Below are 20281 nucleotides of genomic sequence, written 5' to 3' on the forward strand. Positions count from 1 at the left end.
ATTACATGAGGTTGGATCGGGCCGTGGCTCAGCGCTTGCGGAACACGGGATTGAGCGCGTCGTTGAGGCCGTCGCCGATCAGGTTCAGCGCGAGCACGACCAGCATGATGGCGATGCCGGGTTCGGCGCACAGGTACCACGACGAACGAATCAGCGTGCGGCCTTCGCCGATTTGCCGGCCCCAACTGGCGAGATTCGGATCGCCGAGACCGAGGAACGACACGACCGATTCGTAGAGAATCGCGCCGGCCACCACGAGCGAGCCCATCACGAGCACGGGCGGCAGCGCGTTAGGCAGAATTTCGCCGAACGCGATGCGCCAGGGGCTCAGACCCGACGTGCGGCACGCGGCCACGAAGTCGCGGCTCTTGAAGCTCAGGCATTCGGCGCGCGTGAGCCGCGCGATGGCGGGCCACGAGACGACGGCCACCGCGATCACGGTGTTCTGCAAACGCGGCCCGAGTATCGAAACGATCGTGAGCACGAACACCACGTTGGGCACGATCTGGAACAGCTCGGTCGCGCGCATCAGCAACTCGTCGATCCAGCCGCCGTACCATGCGGCGGCGAGTCCGACAGCCAAGCCCACGAGCGTCGCCAGCAGGCTCGCGCAAAGGCTCGCGAGCAGCGTCGCGCGCGCGCCGTGTGCGAGCAGCGCGGCCATGTCGCGGCCGAGCGCGTCGGTGCCCAGCGGAAACGCGCGCGAGTCGAATGGCCAGGTCTCCGGCGTGCCCACGATGCGCAGCGGATCGCCGGGATAGAGCCAGCCCGCCGCAACGGCGAGCAACACGGTGAGCGCGAGAACGAGCGCGCCGAACACGGCGCCGCGATGGCGCAGGAACTGCTTGAGCGCGCGGCGTTCGCGCGGCGTGGCGAAAGTGGTTGCGGTCGCAACGGTGGCGAGCGGGTCGAGCGCGGTCATGACGCCTCCGTGCGAATGCGCGGGTCGAGCCGCAGATAGAGCAGATCGACGAGCAGATTGGCGATCACCACGAGCAGCGAACTGAGTACGAGAATGCCGAGTACGATGGGATAGTTGCGGCTCGTCACGCTGTCGAACAGCACGCCGCCAATGCCGGGCCAACTGAATACGGCCTCCACGACAATGCTGCCGCCGAGCACCGCGCCCAGTTGAATGCCGAGCAGCGTGACCACGGGCAGCATGGCGTTGCGCACCATATGCGAAAACACCACGCGGGCGCGCGTGAGGCCTTTCGCGTAGGCGGTGCGCACGAAGTCGAGCCGGTGCACTTCGAGCATGGAAGCGCGCATCACGCGTGCGTAGGTGGCCGCGTAGAACAGACCGAGCGTGACGGCGGGCAGCACGAGATGGCGCCCGACGTCGAGCGAGGCGTGCCAGTAACCGGCGAGCCCCGCGCCATAGTCGGCGCCGATGGTCGTCATGCCGCCCACGGGAAGCCAGTCGAGCCGCACCGCGAACAGGATGATGAGCATGATGCCGAGCCAGAAACTCGGCGCGGCGAAGCACAGCACGGCGGCGGCCGAGACGACCGTGTCCCACCATGTGTTGACCTTCACGGCCGCGACGATGCCCGCGCCCACGCCGACGATCACCGCCACGGCAATGCTCGTGAGCATCAGCACGAGCGTGGCGGGCAAATGCTCGACGATCACGTCGATCACGGGCTCGTTGTGACGATACGAATAGCCGAGGTCAAGCTGCGCGATGGAGCCGATGTAATGCAGCAGTTGCTGCCACAACGGCTGATCCATGCCGTAGAGCACGCGCAAACGTTCGATGAGCGCGGGGTCCGTGACTTGCTGATCGGCGGTCATCACGTCGAGAAAGCTGCCGGGCACCGAGTGAATCAGAAAAAAGTTCAGCACGACCACGCCCAGCAGCAGCGGAACCGCTTGCAGCAAACGGCGCAGGATCAGTCGTATCAGCATCGCGATGCTCCGTTCAGGTTGCGAGCCACGCCGTGCCCAGCGAATCGCCCTGCACGTTCGCGCTCGTCGTGAAGCCGCGCAGGTTCGCGCGTGCGAGCGTGAACGACTGCATTTCCACGAGCGGCACGATCGGCACGTCGGTGGAGGCGAGGCGTGCGAAATCGTGCGCGAGCTGCTTGCGCTTCTCGGGGTTGGTTTCGGTGCTGAGCTTGTCGACGAGCGCGTCCATCGCGGGGTTCGAATAGCCGGTGGCGTTGTGGAAGGCCGCGCCTTTGACGATGCCGTCGGTGGTGAAGTATTGCGTGACCACCGGCACCGGTTCGAGCGGCGCCGTGAAGTTCGAGATGGCGATGTCGTAGTCGTAGTCGGTGTAAATGCGCTTGAGCGCCGTGGCCCGATCCACGGAATCGAGCTTGACCTTCACGCCAATATCCTCGAACGCCTGCTTGAGATACTGGCCGAGCTTGGCGTTTTCCTCGAACCACGCGGCCGCGAGCAGGTTCACCGTAAAGCGGCCGCCGTCCTTGTTCGGCAGGCCCGCGGCGTCGAGCAGCGCGCCCGCGCGTTTCGGGTCGAACGGGTACTTCGGCACGTCGTCGGTGAAGAACAGCGGGTTGCTGTGGAAGAGGGGCGAGACGGCGGGGCGGCCGCGCCCGTAATAGATCGTGTCGACGATGAACTTGCGATCGATCGCATGCAGCAGCGCCTGACGCACTTCGCGGCGCTTCACGTGCTCGCGGCGCTGGTTGAATTCGGCGGTCACGGTCCACGCGGAATCTTCGTAGCCATGCGTGTCGAGCACCACTTTGCCCGTTTTCACGAGGCGGTCGATGTCGCGCGCGGGCACAGGGTTCGAATAAGCGAGGCCGAGTTCGCCGGTTTCGAGTGCGGCCGAACGCGAGGCGGCGTCGCCCCACCAGGAAATCACGAGCTTGTCGAGGTAAGGCTGATTCGGGCTCCAGTACTGCTCGTTGCGCGCGAACTCCACCCGGCTGCCGCGCACCCACGAACCGTATTTCCACGGACCGGTGCCGATGGGCGTGTTGTTGAGCGGATTCGTCAGCAGGTCCTTGCCCGCATAGCGATGCTTCGGCACGAGCACCTGATACTGACCTGCGAGCACCGACTTCAAAAAGAACTCGGGCACCGGTTTCGTAAAGCGCAGTGCAACCGTGAGCGGGTCCACGGCCTGCGCGCTTTGCAGCGTCTTGAGCGCGATGCCCGCCGAAATGGGCTTCCAGTATTCGAGCACGTTGAACACCACGTCGTCGGCGGTGAAGGGCTGACCGTCGTGCCAGCGCACGTTGGGACGCAGCTTGATCGTGTAGGTCTGGAAGTCGGGCGAGGGCGTCACACTGGTCGCGAGCAGCGGCTGAAACACGAGCGCGTTGTCGAGCTTGAGCAGGCGTTCGAGAATTTTCGTCGACGTTTGCAGCGGGCTCGAACCGCCGCCGCCGGGCACGAACAGCGCCTGCGGTTCGAGACCGCCCCAACTGGCGACCAGCGTGCCGCCGCGGCGCGGCGTGGCGGCGGCGGGCGCGGCCGCGAAGGCGTTCGAGCTGGCTAAACCACCGATTACACTAATTCCGCCGATGCCGAGCGTGCCCGCCGCGAGCGTGCCGCGCGCCGACTGCGCGAGGAAGGCGCGGCGGCCGGGGTGAAATACGGACTGCATTTTCTTCATGTCGAGAGGGCTACGTAGCGGTGTGGTGATGAAAGGACGCGCGCGTTCAGGCCGTGGCGTAGCTCGCGCGGCCGATGGCGACAAGCGCGCGTTGGTCGTTGTAAAGCTCGACGTCGGCGACGCTCACGCTGCGGCCCAGACGCCGCACGATCGCCACCGCTTCGAGGTCGGTGTCGATGGCGGGGCGCAGATAGTCCACGCGAAAGTTGATGGTCGGCAGGCCGCGGCCCACCAGCATGCCCACCGCGAAGTCGCCCACCGTGTCGATGATCGCGGCGAGCGGGCCGCCATGCCATTGACCGCTGGCCGCGCCGCGCTCGAAGCCGGGCTGGAACGGAATCCGCACGCGCAGCGTTTGCGTGTCGTAGTTGGCGTCGAGCGCTTGCAGTTGCAGCGAGGCGATATACGGCGAACGGTCGAACGCCTGCTGGATCTGTTCCAGCGTGAGCGTGGCCGGTGCGCGGGCGGTCCCGGTCGTCGTGCTCATGCGCCCACCAGCACCTTGCCGACCACTGCGCGGTTTTCGAGCGAGGCGAGTGCCTGCGCGCCCTCTTCGAGCGGCCATTTACGGTCGATCAGCACGCGCAGTTGCTTGCTCTGCACGAGCTCGAGGAGTTCGTGCAGATCCTCGCGTTCCCAGCCGTTCGAGCCGCGAATCTGCAATTCGAAGGTCCAGATATAGCGAATGTCTTCCTGCGGCGCGTAGCCCGCCGTCGCGCCGCAGGTGAGCAGGCGGCCGCCCAGGCGCAGGCAGCGCAGCGAGCGCGTCCACGTGTCGCCGCCGGTGAAGTTCACGACCACGTCCACGCCGCCGCGCTCGCTGGCGCCGCGGCGCCGCGCGGGCTTGCCGAACTTTTCCTGCACCGCTTTGAGGAAATCCTGTTCGGTGTACAGAATGATGTGATCCGCGCCCAGTTCGCGCAGGCGCTCGCCTTTTTCGGGCGTGCCCGCGCAGGCGATCACTTCGGCGCCCGCGAGCTTGGCGAGTTGCACGGCGCACACGCCCACGCCGCCGCTCGCGCCCAGAATGAGCACGCGTTCGCCCGTCCTGACTTCGCCGATACGCCGCATCATGCGCAGTGCGGTGCCGTAGGCCACGGGCAGCGCGGCCGCTTCGTCGTAACTCACGCCTTCGGGCAGGCGGATCAATTGATGCGCGGGCACGCGGCAGAGTTCGGCGAGACCGCCGTGCGTGGTTTCGCCCACGAGCCCGCCGTTCACGCGGTCGATTGGGTCCACGAGCACGCGGTCGCCGGGTTGCCAGTCGCGCACGTCCTCGCCCACGGCCACGATCTCGCCCGCCACGTCGAGCCCGATGATGACGGGGAACGGCAGTGTGATGCCGGGCATGCCGCGCCGCGTGAACACGTCGTGATAGTTGAGCGACGAGGCTTTCACGCGCAGCACCACGTCGCCGGGACCGGCAACGGGATCGGGGAAACCGCTTTCGAGCTGGAGCTTGTCGAGGCCGCCGTGCTCGCGCAATACGATTGCTTTCATGATGACAATAAGTGATTAGGAATTCGAAGGATTGGCGTTGCTGAGCCAGCAGACACTCACGCCATGCGATTTACCAGCGTGCGAGTCCGTCCAGCGTTTGCGCCGTGATGGCGAGACCGTGCGTCACGACGCTCTCGCGCCACAGCGACGAAAACGGCACGAACGCGTCGATCAGATCGGCGCGCAGTTGCGTGTCGCGTTCCACGTCGGGCGCTTGCGGCGCGCGAAAGCGCAGCCATTGATCGAGCCGCGAGGCGAGGCTCGCATTCGGGCCGCGCGTGCCGAACTCGACCACGGCGCCCGCCATCGGCCGGCCGCCCAGAAAGCGCTCCACGCCGCGAAACACGAGTCCGCGATAGTCGGGCCGCGCGAGTCCGTGCGGGCGCTGATCGAGCACGCGGTCTTCGCCCCACCATTGCGCAGCGCGTTGCTGCAACGCGCTGCCTTCGGCGTTGAAGCACAGAAAGAACGGCTGGCCGTATTCGCCAATGCCCGTGTGCCAGTCGATCAGCGCCACGCGCTCGGCCTGCGCGAGATGCGTGGCGACGATGCGTTCGAGCGTCAGGTTCGACCATTCGCGCTGACTGCCGCCGTAGATGAGGCCGTCGGCGTGCGTGTACTGGCCGCTCGCAAGCGTGTTGAAGAGCGTGTCGGCGCCATGCGCGTCGCGAAAGCGGTCGGTGGCCGCTTTGGCGGCCGCGAGCGTGTCGCGGTCCCAGCGCTCGGGAATCAGCCAGCCGTGCAGCGCGTCGTAGTGCGGATTGACGGGGCGTGGCACGTCGAAATCGACGAAATTGCGGTTCAGGTCGACGTTGTTCTCGGTCGTGCGCGAGGCGTGCGCGAAGCCGTACGGGTTGAGCGCGTGCACGAGCGTCACGGCCACGTCGGCGGGCAAAGCCTGCGCGGCCGTGTCGAGCCACGCGACTTGCAGCGCCGACCCCGCCGCGCCTTCGAGCCCATGCGTGCCGCTGATCGCGAGCAATTGCCTGGACGCGTGTTGCGGGCCGATGCGCGCCACGTCGATCGCGAGCGGCGCGCCGTTCGGACCGTGCGCATGCGGGTGCGTATAAGTGACGACTTCGGCGTGCGCGCGTTGCGCCGCCTGAATGAAGCGTTCGCGGGCCGCCGCGTAGTCGGGGGCGAAATAATGCCAGAAGGCTGCGGCTTCGCTCACGCGGCACCGCCTTCCTGAAAGCGCAGCGCCACGCCGGCCGCGTGCGAAGCCGCCACGCGCACGGCGCCTTCGGCGGTCTCGACGAAGGGCACGCCGTTGCGGGCAAAAAGCGCGCGCAACGCCGCGAGCGAGCGCACTTGCAGGTCGAGCGCCACATAACGCTCGCTGCCGTCGTTCGTGGAGGCGACCGCGCCGTAGCGGCGCTCGGCCTCGGCGGGCGTGACGAACTCGACGTTCGCGCGGCCCGCACGCAGGCGGTAATGCGCGGCGCCCACGGTGTCGATCACGCCGGGCCCGAACAGCCGCTCGTAAAGATCGGCCACGGTTTGCGGCTCGGGCGACGCCACCACGAAGCCGACGATCTCCGTGACGCCGTTCGGATGCTGGCGATCCTCGTCGCGCCACACGAGTTCGGGCGTGAAGTGATGGCAGAAGAACGTGCGGCCGTTGCGCACGAGTTCCGCGCCCAGCCGCACGGTGCGAAAACGCGCGTCCTGCGCGCCGCCGGGCAGCTTCACGGGGCGGAAGAATTCGGCGGGCGGCTCGACGGCCAGGCCGCGCGCGCCGATCGCTTCGTGCAGCGCGAGCGAGTCGTCGGTCTTGAACACGAGGCCGGAAAGCCCGGGCGGCGCATCGACGATATCGGGCCGGCTGGCGGTCTTGCCGGTCTCGAAGCCGAGCAGTTCCAGATAGTTCTCGCCAAAGATCGCGAGGTGGTTGCTCGAACCGAGCGAGTGATGGCCGCGCTCGGTCAGCGCGAAGCCGAGTTGGCGATAGACGGCGGCCGCGTCGTCGAGCTGGTGTTTGACGTTGACGACCACGTGGTCGAGGACAGGCGCGGGAAGGCGACTCATTGCAGCAGATCTCCGGGTGCAGGGCGGAATGCACGCCGCGTGGACCGTCGCGATTCCGTAAGAGGGAAAACCGCTAAAAAGTCTAAGGACCGGAACGCGCAATCCCAACCAACCGTTTTTGCTTTGCTCTGCGCGTTTTGCATGAACGTGAGCAGCTCACGCGCGGCGCGTGCACCTGGCTCCCGGCGCGCGTGCACCTGGCTCCCGGCATTTGGGCCGCCCGTTTATCCGTGTTTGCCCCAGGTACTGATTTGCCGATGATAGCGTTACCATCCGTCTCACATGATAACGCTACCATCGTGAAGGAGCGATAGTGTCCTCTCCCCGTAAAAAGCCTGAAGAGTTGCGCAGTTACCGCTGGTATGGCGTCAACGACCTCCGTTCGTTCGGTCATCGCTCGCGCACGGCGCAAATGGGCTACCACTCGTCCGAGTACATGGGCAAGCCGGTCATCGCCGTGCTCAACACGTGGAGCGAGATCAATTCCTGCCACACGCACTTCAAGCAGCGCGTGGAAGAGGTGAAGCGCGGCATCTGGGCGGCGGGCGGCTTTCCCGTGGAAATGCCCGTCTCCACGCTCGCCGAGCCGTTTCAGAAGCCCACCACCATGCTCTATCGCAACCTGCTCGCGATGGAGACGGAAGAAGTGCTGAAGTCCTACCCGTTCGACGGCTGCGTGCTGATGGGCGGCTGCGACAAGACCACGCCGGGCTTGCTGATGGGCGCCATCAGCATGAATCTGCCCGCCATCTACTTGCCCGCCGGGCCGATGCTGCGCGGCAACTGGAACGGCCGCACGCTCGGCAGCGGTTCGGACACCTGGAAGTACTGGGCCGAACTGCGCGCGGGCAAGATCACCGAAGACGAGTGGAAGGGCATCGAGAGCGGCATCGCGCGCTCGCCGGGCCATTGCATGACCATGGGCACGGCCTCGACCATGACGAGCGCGGCCGAGTCGCTGGGCCTCACGCTGCCCGGTTTTTCGTCGATTCCCGCCGCCGACTCGCGCCACGCGCAGTTCGCGGCGCTCACGGGCCAGCGCATTGTGGAAATGGTCTGGACCGACCAGAAGCTCTCGGACATTCTCACCGCGAAGTCGTTCGACAACGCCGTGACCACGGTGCTGGCGATGTCGGGTTCGACCAACGCCATCGTGCACCTCGTGGCCGTGGCGCGGCGCGCGGGCATCAACCTGACCACGGCGCGCTTCGACGAACTCGCGCGCATCACGCCGGTGCTCGGCAACATCCGCCCGGCCGGTCAGTATCTGATGGAAGACTTCTATTACGCGGGCGGGCTGCGCGCGCTGCTGGTCGAACTGGGCGAACTGATCGACGGCACGCAGATGACCGTCAACGGGCAGACGCTCGGCGAGAACATCGCGGGCGCCGAAATCTATAACGACGACGTGATCCGCACGCGCGCCAATCCGCTCGTCGCGCGCGACGGCCTCGCCGTGCTCACCGGCAATCTCGCGCCGGACGGCGCCGTCATCAAGCCCGCGGCGATGGAGCAACATCTGCGCAAGCATCGCGGGCCCGCGGTCGTGTTCAAGGACTACAGCGACATGGCCGCGCGCATCGACAGCGACGACCTCGACGTGACGGCGGACTCGGTGATCGTGCTCCAGCACGCGGGTCCGGTGGGCGCGCCCGGCATGCCCGAGTGGGGCCAGTTGCCGATTCCGCAAAAGCTGCTGAAGGAAGGCGTGCGCGACATGCTGCGCATTTCCGACGCGCGCATGAGCGGCACGAGCTACGGCGCATGCGTGCTGCACGTGGCGCCCGAGTCGTTCGTGGGCGGTCCGCTCGCGCTCGTGAAAGACGGCGATATCGTCGAACTGGACGTGGACGCGCGCCGCCTGCATCTGGCGGTGAGCGACGAGGAACTCGCCGCGCGCAAGGCCGCGTGGGTGCCGCCGAAGCGGCCGTTCGAGCGCGGTTTCGGCGTGATGCACCAGATGCACGTGACGCAGGCGAACAAGGGCTGCGATTTCGATTTCCTCGAAACGCCATCGACATGCGGCTCGCAGGAGAGCGCGCAAGGACAGGCGCACAGTGCGCAAGGCGCGCAGGTTACGTCGAGCAAGCCGAGCACCGAACCCGAAATCCACTAACCGTATTCCGCCGATAAACCCCATCATGACCGCATCGACCCACGATACCCAACACGTCAACGTCAGCGACGCCGCGCTCGAACAACTGCGCCACGTCAGCACCGCGACGCTTACCACGCAACTCTTCAAGCGCGGCCTGCGCAACGTGTTCCTGCAGGGCGTCGGGCCGCTCGTGAAGCCCGCGCCGGGCGTGCCGAATCTGGTCGGCCCGGCGTTCACGCTGCGCAACATTCCGGCGCGCGAAGACCTCGATCACGTGGGTGTGTTCCAGGACCCCGACCATCCGCAGCGCAAGGCCGTGGAATCCGCGCCGGCGGGCAGCGTGCTGGTGCAGGATTGCCGCGGCGAGCAGAGCGTGGCTTCCGTGGGCTCGATACTGGCGCTGCGGCTCGCGAAGCGCGGCGTGGCGGGCATGGTTTCCGATGGCCCCGTGCGCGACAGCGGTACGATCTCCGGGCTCGGCCTGCCGCTCTGGTGCACGGGCGCGAGTGCGCCGCTCAATCTCGCGAAGCATCACGCCGTGGATATCAATGTGCCGATCGCCTGCGGCGGCGTGCCCGTGTATCCTGGCGATATCGTGGTCGCGGACGTGGACGGCGTGGTGATCGTGCCGCGCGAAATGGCCGAGGAAGTCGCGCGCGACGCGGCCGAGCAGGAACTGATGGAGGAATTCATCACGCAGCGCATCGACGAAGGCCGCCCGCTGCGCGGCACGTATCCGCCGAACGAGGAAACGCTCGCGGCGTATCGCGAGTGGCGCGCGCAGCAGGGCAAGTAACCCGCGCGGCGAACCGCGCCAGCGCCTTCAACAGACAAGAAAGCCCGCGCATCACGCGGGCGCAGGAGACAGTGTGAACGATGTCAATGCAGCGACGATCGACGAATCGCGTCTGATCAATCGCATGGGCTGGCGGCTGATGCCGCTGCTCGGCGTACTCTATCTGGTCGCGTATATCGACCGCTCCAACATCAGCTTCGCGAAGCTGCAGATGCTCGGCAGTCTCGGGCTCTCGGAAGTCGCGTACGGGCTGGGCGCGTCGCTGTTTTTCATCGGCTATCTGATCTTCGAGATTCCGAGCAACGTGCTGCTGCACAAGTACGGCGCGCCGCGCTGGATGGCGCGCATCATGTTCACGTGGGGCGTGGTCACGATCCTGCTCGCCTTCACGCAGAACGCCACGATGTTCTATGCGCTGCGCTTTTTGCTGGGCGCCTCCGAGGCGGGGCTGTATCCGGGCGTGATCTACTACCTCACGCTGTGGTTTCCGCAGCGGCATCGCGTGCGCATGCTCGGCTATTTCACCGTGGGCAGCAGCCTCGGCAACATGGTGGGCGCGCCCATTTGCGGCTATCTGCTCGACAAGGGCGGGCTGCTCGGTCTGCAAGGCTGGCAACTCGTGTTCGTGGTCACGGGCATTCCTTCGGTACTGCTGACGTTCGTCGTGCTGTATCTGCTGCCGAAGTCGCCGCAGCAGGCCACCTTCCTCAACGAGGGCGAGAAGCGCTGGCTCGTGAATACGCTCACGGCGGAAAGCACCCAGGCGCGCAGCGCCGCGCGTCACGGTTCGTTCCTGAGCGTGCTCACGGAACCGCGCGTGCTGGGCATGGCGTTCTATTACATGATGCTGTCGATTTCCGTGTACGGCGTGAGCTACTGGCTGCCCACGCTCGTGAAGGGCTTCGGCGTGAGCAACACGACCAACGGTCTGCTCAACATCATTCCGTGGCTGATGGCGACCATCGTGCTGGCCACGTTGCCCTCGCGGCTGCGCAAGGGCAATCGCGCGGTCGTCGCGATGCTGGTTTCGTCGCTGCTCGGCATGGTGTTCTTTCTGTCCTCGGTATTTCTGCCCAGTCACGGGTTGCGCTTCGCCGCGCTGTGTTTCGGCGCGCCTTGCCTCTATCTGCTGATTCCGTGCTTCTGGACCATTCCCTCGAAGTTCCTGCACGGCGCGCGTGCGGCGGCGGGCATCGCGGCGATCAACTCGCTCGGCAATATCGGCGGCTTCATCGCGCAGAATCTCGTGCCCTTCGTGAAGCAGGTCACCGGTAGCACGCGCGCGCCGATGCTGGTGCCGTCGTGCTGCATGGTGATCTTCGCGGTCGTCACGCTGCTGATCCTGCGGCGCGGCCAGCGCGAACCGCAACGCGCCGACGATTCGGCGCTGCCGCATAACGCGCACTGACACGCATCGGGTTTTCGTCTTTTTTTCGTCGCTCATTAGCGTCGCTTATCTGCGTCGCTGATTGTGGCGCTCAGTAGCGTCGCTTGTCGTCGTTCTTTCTTTCCCGCCCGCGGTTTTCCGCATCGTCGTCATGTCGATGCGATTTTCCCGCCCGTGAATGATAACGCTACCATCGCGCCACAAGAAAAGCGGCGCTCGCAGCCCTCAGCGGTTCGAAGACAACCGCCTTTATTTCATCCCTTGGAGACACGTAGTGAAGAAGACCACCATTCGCATGATTCCCGTTGGTTTGCTGGGTCTGGCCGCGGCGGGCGCGGCGCACGCGCAGAGCACCGTCACGCTGTTCGGCGTGATCGATCAGGGCATCAGCTACACGAGCAACGCGGGCGGCCACAACCAGTGGAGCATGGCGGGCGGCGTGCTGCAGGGCAGCCGCTGGGGTCTGCGCGGCAGCGAAGACCTGGGCGGCGGACTCAAGGCGATCTTCCTGCTCGAAAGCGGCTTCGACGCGAGCAGCGGCAAGTTCACGCAAGGCGGCTTGCTGTTCGGCCGCCGCGCGTTCGTCGGGCTTGCGGATGCGCACGTGGGCACGGTCACGCTCGGGCGCCAGTACGACGACGTGGTGGACTACGTGGGCGTGTTCGCGGATCGCGCCTTCGGTGGCGGCTACGTGGCGGCGCATCCCGGCGACATCGACAATTTCAACAACGGCTATCGCACCAACAATTCCATCAAGTACGAGAGCGCGAATTACTCGGGCCTGCATTTCGGCGGCATGTACAGCCTGGGCGGCGTGGCCGGCGAATTCACGCGCAACCAGACCTACTCGCTCGGCGCGGGCTACGAGCACGGCCCGTTCTCGCTGGCGGCCGCGTATATGAACGTGCGCAACCCGAACATCAGCTTCTTCGGCAACAGCAGCACGAGCGCGCCGAGCACGGGCGCGGCCAATATCGCCTCGCCGGTGTACAGCGGCTTTGCTTCCGCGCGCACCTACCAGGTGATCGCGGCGGGCGGCGCGTACCGCATCGGCGCGGCCACGCTGGGCGCGACGTGGTCGAACATCCAGTTCACGCATCTGGGCGATACGGCCGAGTCGGGCGTGAATCCTTCGGGCTATCGCGGTTCGGCGCACTTCAACAACGCCGAAGTCAACGTGCAGTACCAGTTCACGCCCGCATTCTCGATGACGGCCGCCTACGACTACATGAAGGGCAGCAGCGTGTCCTCCGCGACCGGCCAGAACGGCGGCGCGACGTATCACCAGGGCGCGCTGAGCGCCGATTACCTGCTCTCGAAGCGCACCGACGTGTACATCATGGGCGTGTATCAGCACGCCTCGGGCACGGACTCGCGCAACCAGCCGGCCGTGGCCGCGATCAACGGTCTCACGGCTTCCACCAGCAGCAGCCAGGCCACCGTGCACGTGGGCTTGCGTCACCGTTTCTAATTCATCTGGATACCTAAAGGAGTTATGTCGATGCCCATCACCGGCGACCTGTTGCTAGGCCAATCTCTCGTGCGCGGCACCGGCCGCGCGTTGCAGGCCATCGATCCTTCGACGGGCGCGGCGCTTGCCGAGCCCGTGTTCGCGAGCGGCGAGGCCGAAGCCGTCGAGCGCGCCTGCGCGCTGGCGGAAGCCGCGTTCGACCCGTTTCGCGCCGCGCCGCTCGCCACGCGGGCGGCCTTTCTCGAAGCGATCGCCGAAGGCATCGCAGCGCTCGGCGACGCGCTGATCGAACGCGCGCACGCCGAAACGGGCCTGCCGAAAGCGCGTCTCGAGGGCGAGCGCGGCCGCACCATCGGCCAGCTCAAGCTGTTCGCGCAGATCGTGCGCGACGGCCGCTGGCTCGACGCCACGCTCGACTCGCCGCTGCCCGAACGCAAGCCGTTGCCGCGCGCGGATCTGCGCATGCAGAAGATTCCGCTCGGACCGGTCGCGGTGTTCGGCGCGAGCAATTTTCCGCTGGCGTTTTCCGTGGCGGGCGGCGACACGGCGTCGGCGTTCGCGGCGGGTTGCCCGGTGATCGTGAAGGCGCATCGCGCGCACCTCGGCACTTCGGAACTGGTCGGGCGCGCGGTGCAGGCCGCCGTCGCGCAATGCGGGCTGCCCGAGGGCACGTTCTCGCTGATCCACGGCGAAGGCGGCACGATCGGCGCGGCGCTGGCGGCGCATCCGTCGATCAAGGCGGTGGGCTTCACGGGCTCGCGCAACGGCGGTCTCTCGCTGATGCGCGTGGCCGCCGCGCGCCCCGAACCCATTCCGGTTTACGCGGAAATGAGCAGCATCAACCCGCTGTTCGCGCTGCCCGCCGCATTGGCCGCGCGTACCGACGCCATGGCGCGCGGTTTCGTCGATTCGCTCGTGCTCGGCGCGGGCCAGTTCTGCACGAATCCGGGTCTCGTGATCGCGATCGACGGCGCGCCGCTCGCGGCCTTCATCGAAGGCGCGAGCGCGGCGTTGCGCGCGAAGGCCGCGCAAACCATGCTCACGCCCGGCATTCACGCGGCGTACGAAAGCGGGCTCGCGCATTTGCAGGCGCAGGACGGCGTGGCGCTGGCGGCGCGCGGCGAGGCCGGCAGCGGTCCGTCGCAGGCCTGCGCGGCGCTGTTCGTGACCGACGCGCACACGTTCCTCGCCAACGCCGCGCTCAACGACGAAGTGTTCGGCCCGGCATCGACCGTGATTCGCTGCCGGAACGCCGACGAACTGCTGCAAGTGGCGCGCAAGCTCGAAGGCCAGCTCACGGCCACGCTGCATCTGGATGAAACCGATGCCGCCGATCTCGACCTCGCGCGCGCGTTGCTGCCGGTGCTCGAACGCAAGGCCGGCCGCGTGCTCGCCAACGGTTATCCGACCGGCGTGGAAGTCTCGTACGCGATGGTGCACGGCGGCCCGTTCCCGGCGACCTCGGACAGCCGCGTGACCTCGGTGGGGGCGAGCGCGATCGAACGCTTCCTGCGGCCGGTGTGCTACCAGGACTTGCCGGCCGCGCTCGTGCCCGAGGCGTTGCGCGACGGCAATCCGCTCGGCGTCTGGCGTTTGCAGGACGGCGAACTCACGCGTTGATCGTTAAAGGGACGAAGGCCGGAGCAGGGCGATTCAGTACAATGCCAGCTCAGGCCTTCTCCCTCGCACACATTCATGCCGACCGCCAAATCCACCGCATCGACCGCCGATAAAACTGGCAGCCACGCTGGTACCCGCGCGGACGCCAATCCAGACGCCGGTGTGGAGACGGCTGCGCGTCCGAAGCGCACGCGCGGCGGCCCGAAAGGCTTGCGTATCACCGACGTGGCGGCGCAGGCGGGCGTCTCGCCCATTACCGTGTCGCGCGTGTTCAACAGCCCCGAGTCGGTGGCGCCGGAAACGCTCGAACGCGTGCGTCAGGTCGTGCAGAAACTCGGCTACGTGCCGAACCGGCTGGCGGGCGGTTTGTCGTCGTCGCGCTCGCGGCTCGTGGCGGCCATCGTGCCGACCATCGCGCACTCGCTGTTCTCGGAGACCATCCAGGTGTTCAGCGAGACGCTGTCGCGCGCGGGCTACGAAGTGCTGCTCGCGCTGAGCGGCTATAGCGCGTCCAGCGAGGAAAGCCTGCTCGATACCGTGCTGAGCCGGCGCCCCGAAGGCGTGTTGCTCACGGGCGTCGCGCACACGGATTCGCTGCGCGAGCGGCTCGCGAACGTCGGCATTCCCGTGGTCGAAACGTGGGACACCACGGCAACGCCCATCGACATGCTGGTGGGTTTCTCGCACTACGAGATTGGCGCGGCGGTCGCGCAGCACTTTCTCGAGCGCGGGGCGCGGCGTCCCGCGTTGATCTCCGCGAACGACGCGCGCGCGCTCGCGCGCCGCGCCGGATTTCGCGAGCGGCTCGCGCAGGCGGGCATCGTGGCGGTGGCCGAGGAGATCGTCGCGCCGCCCAGTTCGGTGGCCGTGGGCAAGCGCGCCTTGCCCGACTTGCTCGCGCGCGCGCCGGGCACCGACGCCGTGTTCTGCGGCTCCGACCTGCTGGCGATCGGTGCGCTCGGCGCGGCGCGTCAACTCGCGCTCGACGTGCCGGGGCAACTGAAGATTTGCGGCTTCGGCGACCTGGAGTTCGCCACCGAAACCGCGCCGCAACTCACCACGGTGCGCGTGGACGGCACGCGTATCGGCGTGAGTGCCGCGCGTTTTCTGCTCGATCGCCTGAACGGCGAGAGCGCGCGCGGCGAGCACCACGAACATCGCGTGATCGACGTGGGCTTTACGGTGCTCGCGCGCGAATCGACCTGATTGTCGTGGGCTCGTTCGCGTTCGCGAATCGATGCTTCACATCGATCAGCCTTGCACCGAGTAGCCGCCATCCACGGGAATGGCCGTGCCGGTAATGAAGTCGCACGCGCCCGAACAGAGCGCCACGGCAATGCCCGCGAGATCGGCGGGACGTCCCCAGCGCGATTGCGGCGTGCGCGCCAGAATGCCCGCTTCGAGATCGGGAAACAGCTGCTTCGCTTCGGCCGTCAATTCGGTTTCGATCCAGCCGGGCAGGAGCGTATTGACCTGAATGTTGTGCGGCGCCCATTCCACGGCCAGCGCGCGCCCGAGTTGCACGATGCCGCCTTTGCTGGCCGCGTAAGCCGCGCCGTGCGTCGTGCCGAACAGTGACAGCATCGAGCCGATGTTGAGGATCTTGCCGCCACCCGCGCGCCCGAAGGCGGGAAACGCGGCCTGCGCGCAATAGAACGCGCTGCTCAAATTCGTATCGACGATCTGATGCCACTGCGCATGCGTATAGTCTTGCGCGTGATGGCGGAGGTTCATGCCCGCGTTGTTCACCAGAATATCCACGCGGCCGAACACCTGCTCCACGCGTTCGACCATGCGCGTGCACGATTCGGCGAGGGCGATGTCGGCCTGCACGTAGATCGCGTTGTGCGCGGCGTCGAGTTGAGCGAGCGCTTTTGCGCCGCGCGCTTCGTCGCGGCCGATCAGCGCGACGCGTGCACGCGCTTGCAGCAGGCCTTTGGCGATGCCCAACCCAATGCCGCTCGTGCCGCCCGTGACGATGGCCACTTTGCCTGCGAGATCGAACATGATTGCGACTCCCTGCGAGATGAGGAAGCGCGATTATAAAAAGCGCGGAGTGACGGACCGACACTCGGGTTGCGCGATCTTTTTGCACGACGAGCATGCGTTTTTCTCAACGTCGCCGTATTTTGCCCCGGATGTTGTGCCGCCCGTCTCGTTGCGATCGCAACGACCTGCGCTCAAGCGAGCCAACGCGGGTCGCGCAGCGCCGCCACCACGTGCTCCACGGCACTCGCGCAGGCGGGATTGTCGCCGGGCGTGCGCCACGCGAGCAGCAGATCGGCGGTCACGTCGTCCACGCCACGCAGGCGCTTGAACACCACATCGGCGAAACGCACGCGCTCGGCCGAACGCGGCACCAGCGCCACGCCCAAACCGGCACCCACGAGCGCGAGGATCGAATGCGTTTGCGTGACGTGCTGGGTTTGCGCGACCGTCACGCCTTTGGCATGCAGCAGCCCGGTGATGAGGCTGTGGAAATACACGCCTTCCACGGGCGGATACGTGATGAAGTTCTGCCCCGCGAGGTCTTCGAGTGCAAGCGTGTCGTGCGCGGCCAGCGCGTGCGTGTGCGGCAGCACCACACTCAGCGGCTCGCGATAGACGCGCAGTGACGCCACGCCCGGCTCGATGATGGGCGGCCGCGACAAACCCATGTCGATCTGCTCGGCGCGCAACGCGATCAACTGCTGCGCCGAATTCATCTCGCGCAGCGTGAGCGACACCTCGGGCATGCACGCGCGCAGCAGCGCGACGAAGCGCGGCAGGAACACGTAGCTCGAGGCGGCCGTGAACGCGATGGTGAGCGAGCCCGCGTCGCCGGCCGCGATGCGGCGCGCGTCGAGCACGGCGTCGCCGGTTTGCGCGAGGATGCGACGCGCCGAGCGCGCGAACGCGTGACCGGCCGCCGTGAGCTTGACGGCGCGCGCGCTGCGGTCGAACAGTGGCGCGCCGATCGCGTGTTCGAGCGCCTGGATTTGCCGCGTGAGCGGCGGCTGCGTCATGTTCAGCCGGTCGGCGGCGCGGCGAAAATTCATTTCGTCGACGACGGCAAGAAAGCAGCGAAGTTGGGCGAGCGTGACCATTGATACAGAATAAGTATCAACCGATGCCCGCGCAAGTCTTTCGGGTATCGAACGAGACCTCTACGCTAGGTGAGACCGTCGCGGGCCAATCCGCGGCGCGTGAACCTGGAGTTTTTTGTCTCGATGAATCTCGCCGCTACTTTCCCCGCAACCGCCAGCGCCCATTCCGCCGCGCATTCGTCAGTCGATTCGTCTGCCGATAACGCCGCGCCGCGCCGCCACGACCCGCGCGCGCTGGCCGCGCTTGCGACGCGCCTGTTCACGGCCGCGGGCATGGACGCCGGCAAAGCCGCGAGCGTCGCCGACCTCCTGCTGCTCACCGACATGATGGGCCGCGGCACGCACGGCCTCGCGCAGTGCCCCGCGTATCTCGACGAACTCGTCAACGGCCGCATGACCGGCGATGGCGAACCCGAAACCGTGCGCGACACCGGCGCGACGGTGGTGTGGGACGGCGGCTACCGGCCCGGCTTGTGGCTCATGCAACGCGCGCTCGAACTGGGCTTTGAGCGGTTGCCCGAGCACGGCGTGTTTTCGTTCGCGATGCGGCGCAGTCACCATATCGGCTGTCTCGCGGCCATCGCGAAGCAGGCCACCGACCGCGGCTACTACGCGATGATCGCCTCCTCGGGACCGCATACGAAAGTGGTCGCGCCGTTCGGCGGCAAAGAAGGGCTGTTCAGTCCGAACCCGTTCGCGTTCGCGTTTCCGACCTCGCATTTTCCGGTGCTCGTGGACACCTGCGCGTCGCTCACGACCGTCTCCATGACGCGCCAGAAGGCCGCCGCCGGCCAACCGTTCGAGCACGCGTGGCTGCTCGACGAACACGGCCAGCCGACCCGCGACGCCGCCGTGATGGAGCGCAGCCACGACCGCGGCAGCCTGATGCTGCTCGGCGGCGAGGAAGCGGGCCACAAGGGCTTCGGTCTCGCGCTGATGGTGGAAGCGCTCACGCAAGGCCTGGCCGGTTTCGGCCGCCGCGACGCACCTACGCGCTGGGGCGCCAATGTCTGGCTGCAACTCATCGATCCGGCCGCGTTCGCGGGCAGCGACGAGGCGCGCGCGCAAATGGACTTCTTCGTCGATCGCTGTCACGCGAATGCGCCCGTCGATCCGGCGCGGCCTGTGCGTCTGCCCGGCGAACAGGCGTCGCGCAACATCGCGAAGCACTTGCGCGACGGCGTGAGCTTGCCCGCGCCTACGGTCACGGCGCTGCGCGCATGGGCGCAACGTCTGGGCGTGGACGCTGCGCCGGTCGACTGAGCTTCGCTGGCGGCACCCATCGTCGTAAATCATAAGCATAGCTAACAACACGGAGACAAACGATGAAGAACGATCTGCCCGCCGACGCGCTCGGGCACGGCAAACTCGTGCTCGCGCACCGGCGCACGCGGGCGCGATGGACAATGTTGGGGCTCGTATTCGTGGGCACCATCGTCAATTATCTGGACCGCACCAACATGTCGGTGGTCGCGCCGCAGATCGCGAAGGAGTTCGCGCTGAGTCCGGTCGCGATGGGCGTGCTGTTCTCGGCGTTCTCGTGGGCGTTCGCGCTGGCCACGCTGCCGGGCGGCTATCTGCTCGACCGCTTCGGCACGCGGCTCACCTACGGCTGGTGTCTCGCGGCATGGTCCGTCATGACGGCCGTGCAGAGCTTCGCGGGCGGTTTCGCTTCGCTGTTCGGCCTGCGCTTCGGCGTGGGCGCGGCCGAAGCGCCCGCGTTTCCCGCCAACAACAAGGTCGCCACGTCGTGGTTCCCGCAGCGCGAGCGCGGCGTGGCGGGCAGCGTGTGTTCGATGGGCGTGTACGTGGGCACCGCCTTTCTCACGCCCGTGGAGTTCTACGTGGCGACGCAGTGGGGCTGGCGCGGCGTGTTCGCGATCTCGGGCCTGCTCGGGCTCGTGTGGGCCGCGGTATGGTTCCTCGCGTATCGCGAGCCCGCGCAAAGCCGCCTCGCCAACGAAGCCGAACTCGACTACATCCGCGCGGGCGGCGCGGTGGTGGAGCGCACCGGCAAGAGCGAGCGCTTCCGCTGGGACTTGTGCTGGAAGCTGCTGAAACATCGCCAGATCTGGGGCGTGTGCATCGGCAAACTCGCGGCCACCACCACGCTGTACTTCTTCCTCACGTGGTTTCCCACTTATTTGATGCAGGCGCGCGGCATGAGCATGCTGCACGCGGGCGCGGCCGCTATCGGCCCTTATCTCGCGGCGGCGGCGGGCGTTATGTTCGGCGGCTGGTGGGGCGACACGATGATCGCGCGCGGCGTGAGCGTGAGCGCCGCGCGCAAGACGCCGATGGTGATCGGCCTGCTGTTCACGGGCACGATCGTGCTGGCGAACTTCACGGCGTCGAACAGTCTCGTCATCGCCATTCTGTGCGTGGCCTTCTTCGCGCAGGGCATGTCGTCCACCACGTGGGTCGTGGTCTCGGAGATCGCGCCGCACGAGCTCGTGGGCATGACGGGCAGCATTGCGAGTTTCGCGAGCAATCTGGCGGGCATCATCACGCCGATCACGATCGGCTTTATCGTGCAAAAGACCGGTTCGTTCGAATGGGCGCTGGGCTTCTGCGCGATCGTCGCGTTGCTGGGCGTGGTGTGCTACACGCTGGTGCTGGGCAAGATCGAGCGGTTGAAGCTCGAATGATCGTTGCCTGAGCGAGCGCGTTTTGCGCCAACAAAAAAGCGCCGCATTTGCG

At 66.8% G+C, this 20281-nt stretch carries 17 protein-coding genes; 8 read left to right on the top strand and 9 right to left on the bottom strand.

From position 1 onward, the window contains the following. Nucleotides 1-28: 28 nt before the first annotated feature. The 7 genes from FAZ98_RS27295 to FAZ98_RS27325 all read right to left on the bottom strand — a co-directional run bounded on the left by FAZ98_RS27295 (nt 29) and on the right by FAZ98_RS27325 (nt 7123). Nucleotides 29-922 (bottom strand): ABC transporter permease, encoded by an 894-nt coding sequence (locus FAZ98_RS27295; RefSeq protein WP_158955914.1) that lies wholly within the window; start codon nt 920-922, stop codon nt 29-31. Next, a complete protein-coding gene (locus FAZ98_RS27300) occupies nt 919-1911 on the bottom strand; it encodes an ABC transporter permease (RefSeq protein WP_158955916.1) in 993 nt (330 codons plus the stop codon). Before FAZ98_RS27300 ends, FAZ98_RS27295 begins: the two co-directional genes overlap by 4 nt. A gap of 13 nt (nt 1912-1924) precedes the next feature. Further along, entirely contained in the window at nt 1925-3595 is a 1671-nt protein-coding gene (locus tag FAZ98_RS27305) for an ABC transporter substrate-binding protein (RefSeq protein ID WP_233272860.1), read from the bottom strand. 46 nt (nt 3596-3641) lie between these two features. Continuing rightward, nucleotides 3642-4082, bottom strand: a complete 441-nt coding sequence (locus FAZ98_RS27310) for a PaaI family thioesterase (RefSeq protein WP_158955920.1) — start codon at nt 4080-4082, stop codon at nt 3642-3644. Further along, nucleotides 4079-5095 (bottom strand): quinone oxidoreductase family protein, encoded by a 1017-nt coding sequence (locus tag FAZ98_RS27315; protein WP_158955922.1) that lies wholly within the window; start codon nt 5093-5095, stop codon nt 4079-4081. Before FAZ98_RS27315 ends, FAZ98_RS27310 begins: the two co-directional genes overlap by 4 nt. Before the next feature lie 70 nt (nt 5096-5165). After that, the gene (locus tag FAZ98_RS27320; protein WP_158955924.1) at nt 5166-6269 is read right to left on the bottom strand and encodes a M14 family metallopeptidase; all 1104 of its coding nucleotides are present in this window, start codon (nt 6267-6269) and stop codon (nt 5166-5168) included. Then, nucleotides 6266-7123 carry a VOC family protein gene (locus FAZ98_RS27325; protein ID WP_158955926.1) on the bottom strand — a complete coding sequence of 286 codons (858 nt, stop codon included), beginning with the start codon at nt 7121-7123 and terminating at the stop codon, nt 6266-6268. Before FAZ98_RS27325 ends, FAZ98_RS27320 begins: the two co-directional genes overlap by 4 nt. A 313-nt stretch (nt 7124-7436) precedes the next feature. Here FAZ98_RS27325 and araD point away from each other — a divergent pair, with 313 nt between their 5' ends. From araD to FAZ98_RS27355, 6 genes are all read left to right on the top strand, one after another. Then, nucleotides 7437-9239, top strand: coding sequence for an L-arabinonate dehydratase (araD, locus tag FAZ98_RS27330; RefSeq protein WP_158955928.1), 1803 nt, complete (start codon nt 7437-7439; stop codon nt 9237-9239). Nucleotides 9240-9264: 25 nt separating this feature from the next. Beyond that, nucleotides 9265-10017, top strand: a complete 753-nt coding sequence (locus tag FAZ98_RS27335; RefSeq protein WP_158955930.1) for a ribonuclease activity regulator RraA — start codon at nt 9265-9267, stop codon at nt 10015-10017. Between the two features lie 124 nt (nt 10018-10141). After that, nucleotides 10142-11425: an MFS transporter gene (locus FAZ98_RS27340; protein ID WP_199272459.1), complete on the top strand. Its 1284-nt coding sequence runs from the start codon at nt 10142-10144 to the stop codon at nt 11423-11425. A gap of 253 nt (nt 11426-11678) precedes the next feature. Next, entirely contained in the window at nt 11679-12875 is a 1197-nt protein-coding gene (locus tag FAZ98_RS27345) for a porin (RefSeq protein WP_199272421.1), read from the top strand. A 30-nt stretch (nt 12876-12905) separates the two neighbouring features. Further along, complete coding sequence (locus FAZ98_RS27350; protein ID WP_158955934.1) at nt 12906-14495, top strand: aldehyde dehydrogenase (NADP(+)); 1590 nt, start codon at nt 12906-12908, stop codon at nt 14493-14495. A 75-nt stretch (nt 14496-14570) separates the two neighbouring features. Continuing rightward, nucleotides 14571-15701, top strand: a complete 1131-nt coding sequence (locus FAZ98_RS27355) for a LacI family DNA-binding transcriptional regulator (RefSeq protein WP_158955936.1) — start codon at nt 14571-14573, stop codon at nt 15699-15701. A gap of 45 nt (nt 15702-15746) precedes the next feature. Here FAZ98_RS27355 and FAZ98_RS27360 read toward each other — a convergent pair whose 3' ends face one another. Both FAZ98_RS27360 and FAZ98_RS27365 read right to left on the bottom strand, forming a co-directional pair. Further along, nucleotides 15747-16502, bottom strand: a complete 756-nt coding sequence (locus FAZ98_RS27360) for an SDR family NAD(P)-dependent oxidoreductase (protein ID WP_158955938.1) — start codon at nt 16500-16502, stop codon at nt 15747-15749. Nucleotides 16503-16675: 173 nt separating this feature from the next. Continuing rightward, a complete protein-coding gene (locus tag FAZ98_RS27365; protein WP_158955940.1) occupies nt 16676-17581 on the bottom strand; it encodes a LysR family transcriptional regulator in 906 nt (301 codons plus the stop codon). Between the two features lie 123 nt (nt 17582-17704). On the opposite strand from FAZ98_RS27365, the gene FAZ98_RS27370 reads away from it, so the two are divergent. Together FAZ98_RS27370 and FAZ98_RS27375 are read left to right on the top strand one after the other, a co-directional pair. Continuing rightward, nucleotides 17705-18844: an Ldh family oxidoreductase gene (locus FAZ98_RS27370; RefSeq protein ID WP_158955942.1), complete on the top strand. Its 1140-nt coding sequence runs from the start codon at nt 17705-17707 to the stop codon at nt 18842-18844. Nucleotides 18845-18906: 62 nt separating this feature from the next. Further along, nucleotides 18907-20229, top strand: a complete 1323-nt coding sequence (locus FAZ98_RS27375; RefSeq protein ID WP_233272861.1) for an MFS transporter — start codon at nt 18907-18909, stop codon at nt 20227-20229. Nucleotides 20230-20281: the final 52 nt, after the last annotated feature.

The sequence above is a fragment of the Paraburkholderia acidisoli genome (genome assembly GCF_009789675.1).
Classification (GTDB): Bacteria; Pseudomonadota; Gammaproteobacteria; order Burkholderiales; family Burkholderiaceae; genus Paraburkholderia; species Paraburkholderia acidisoli.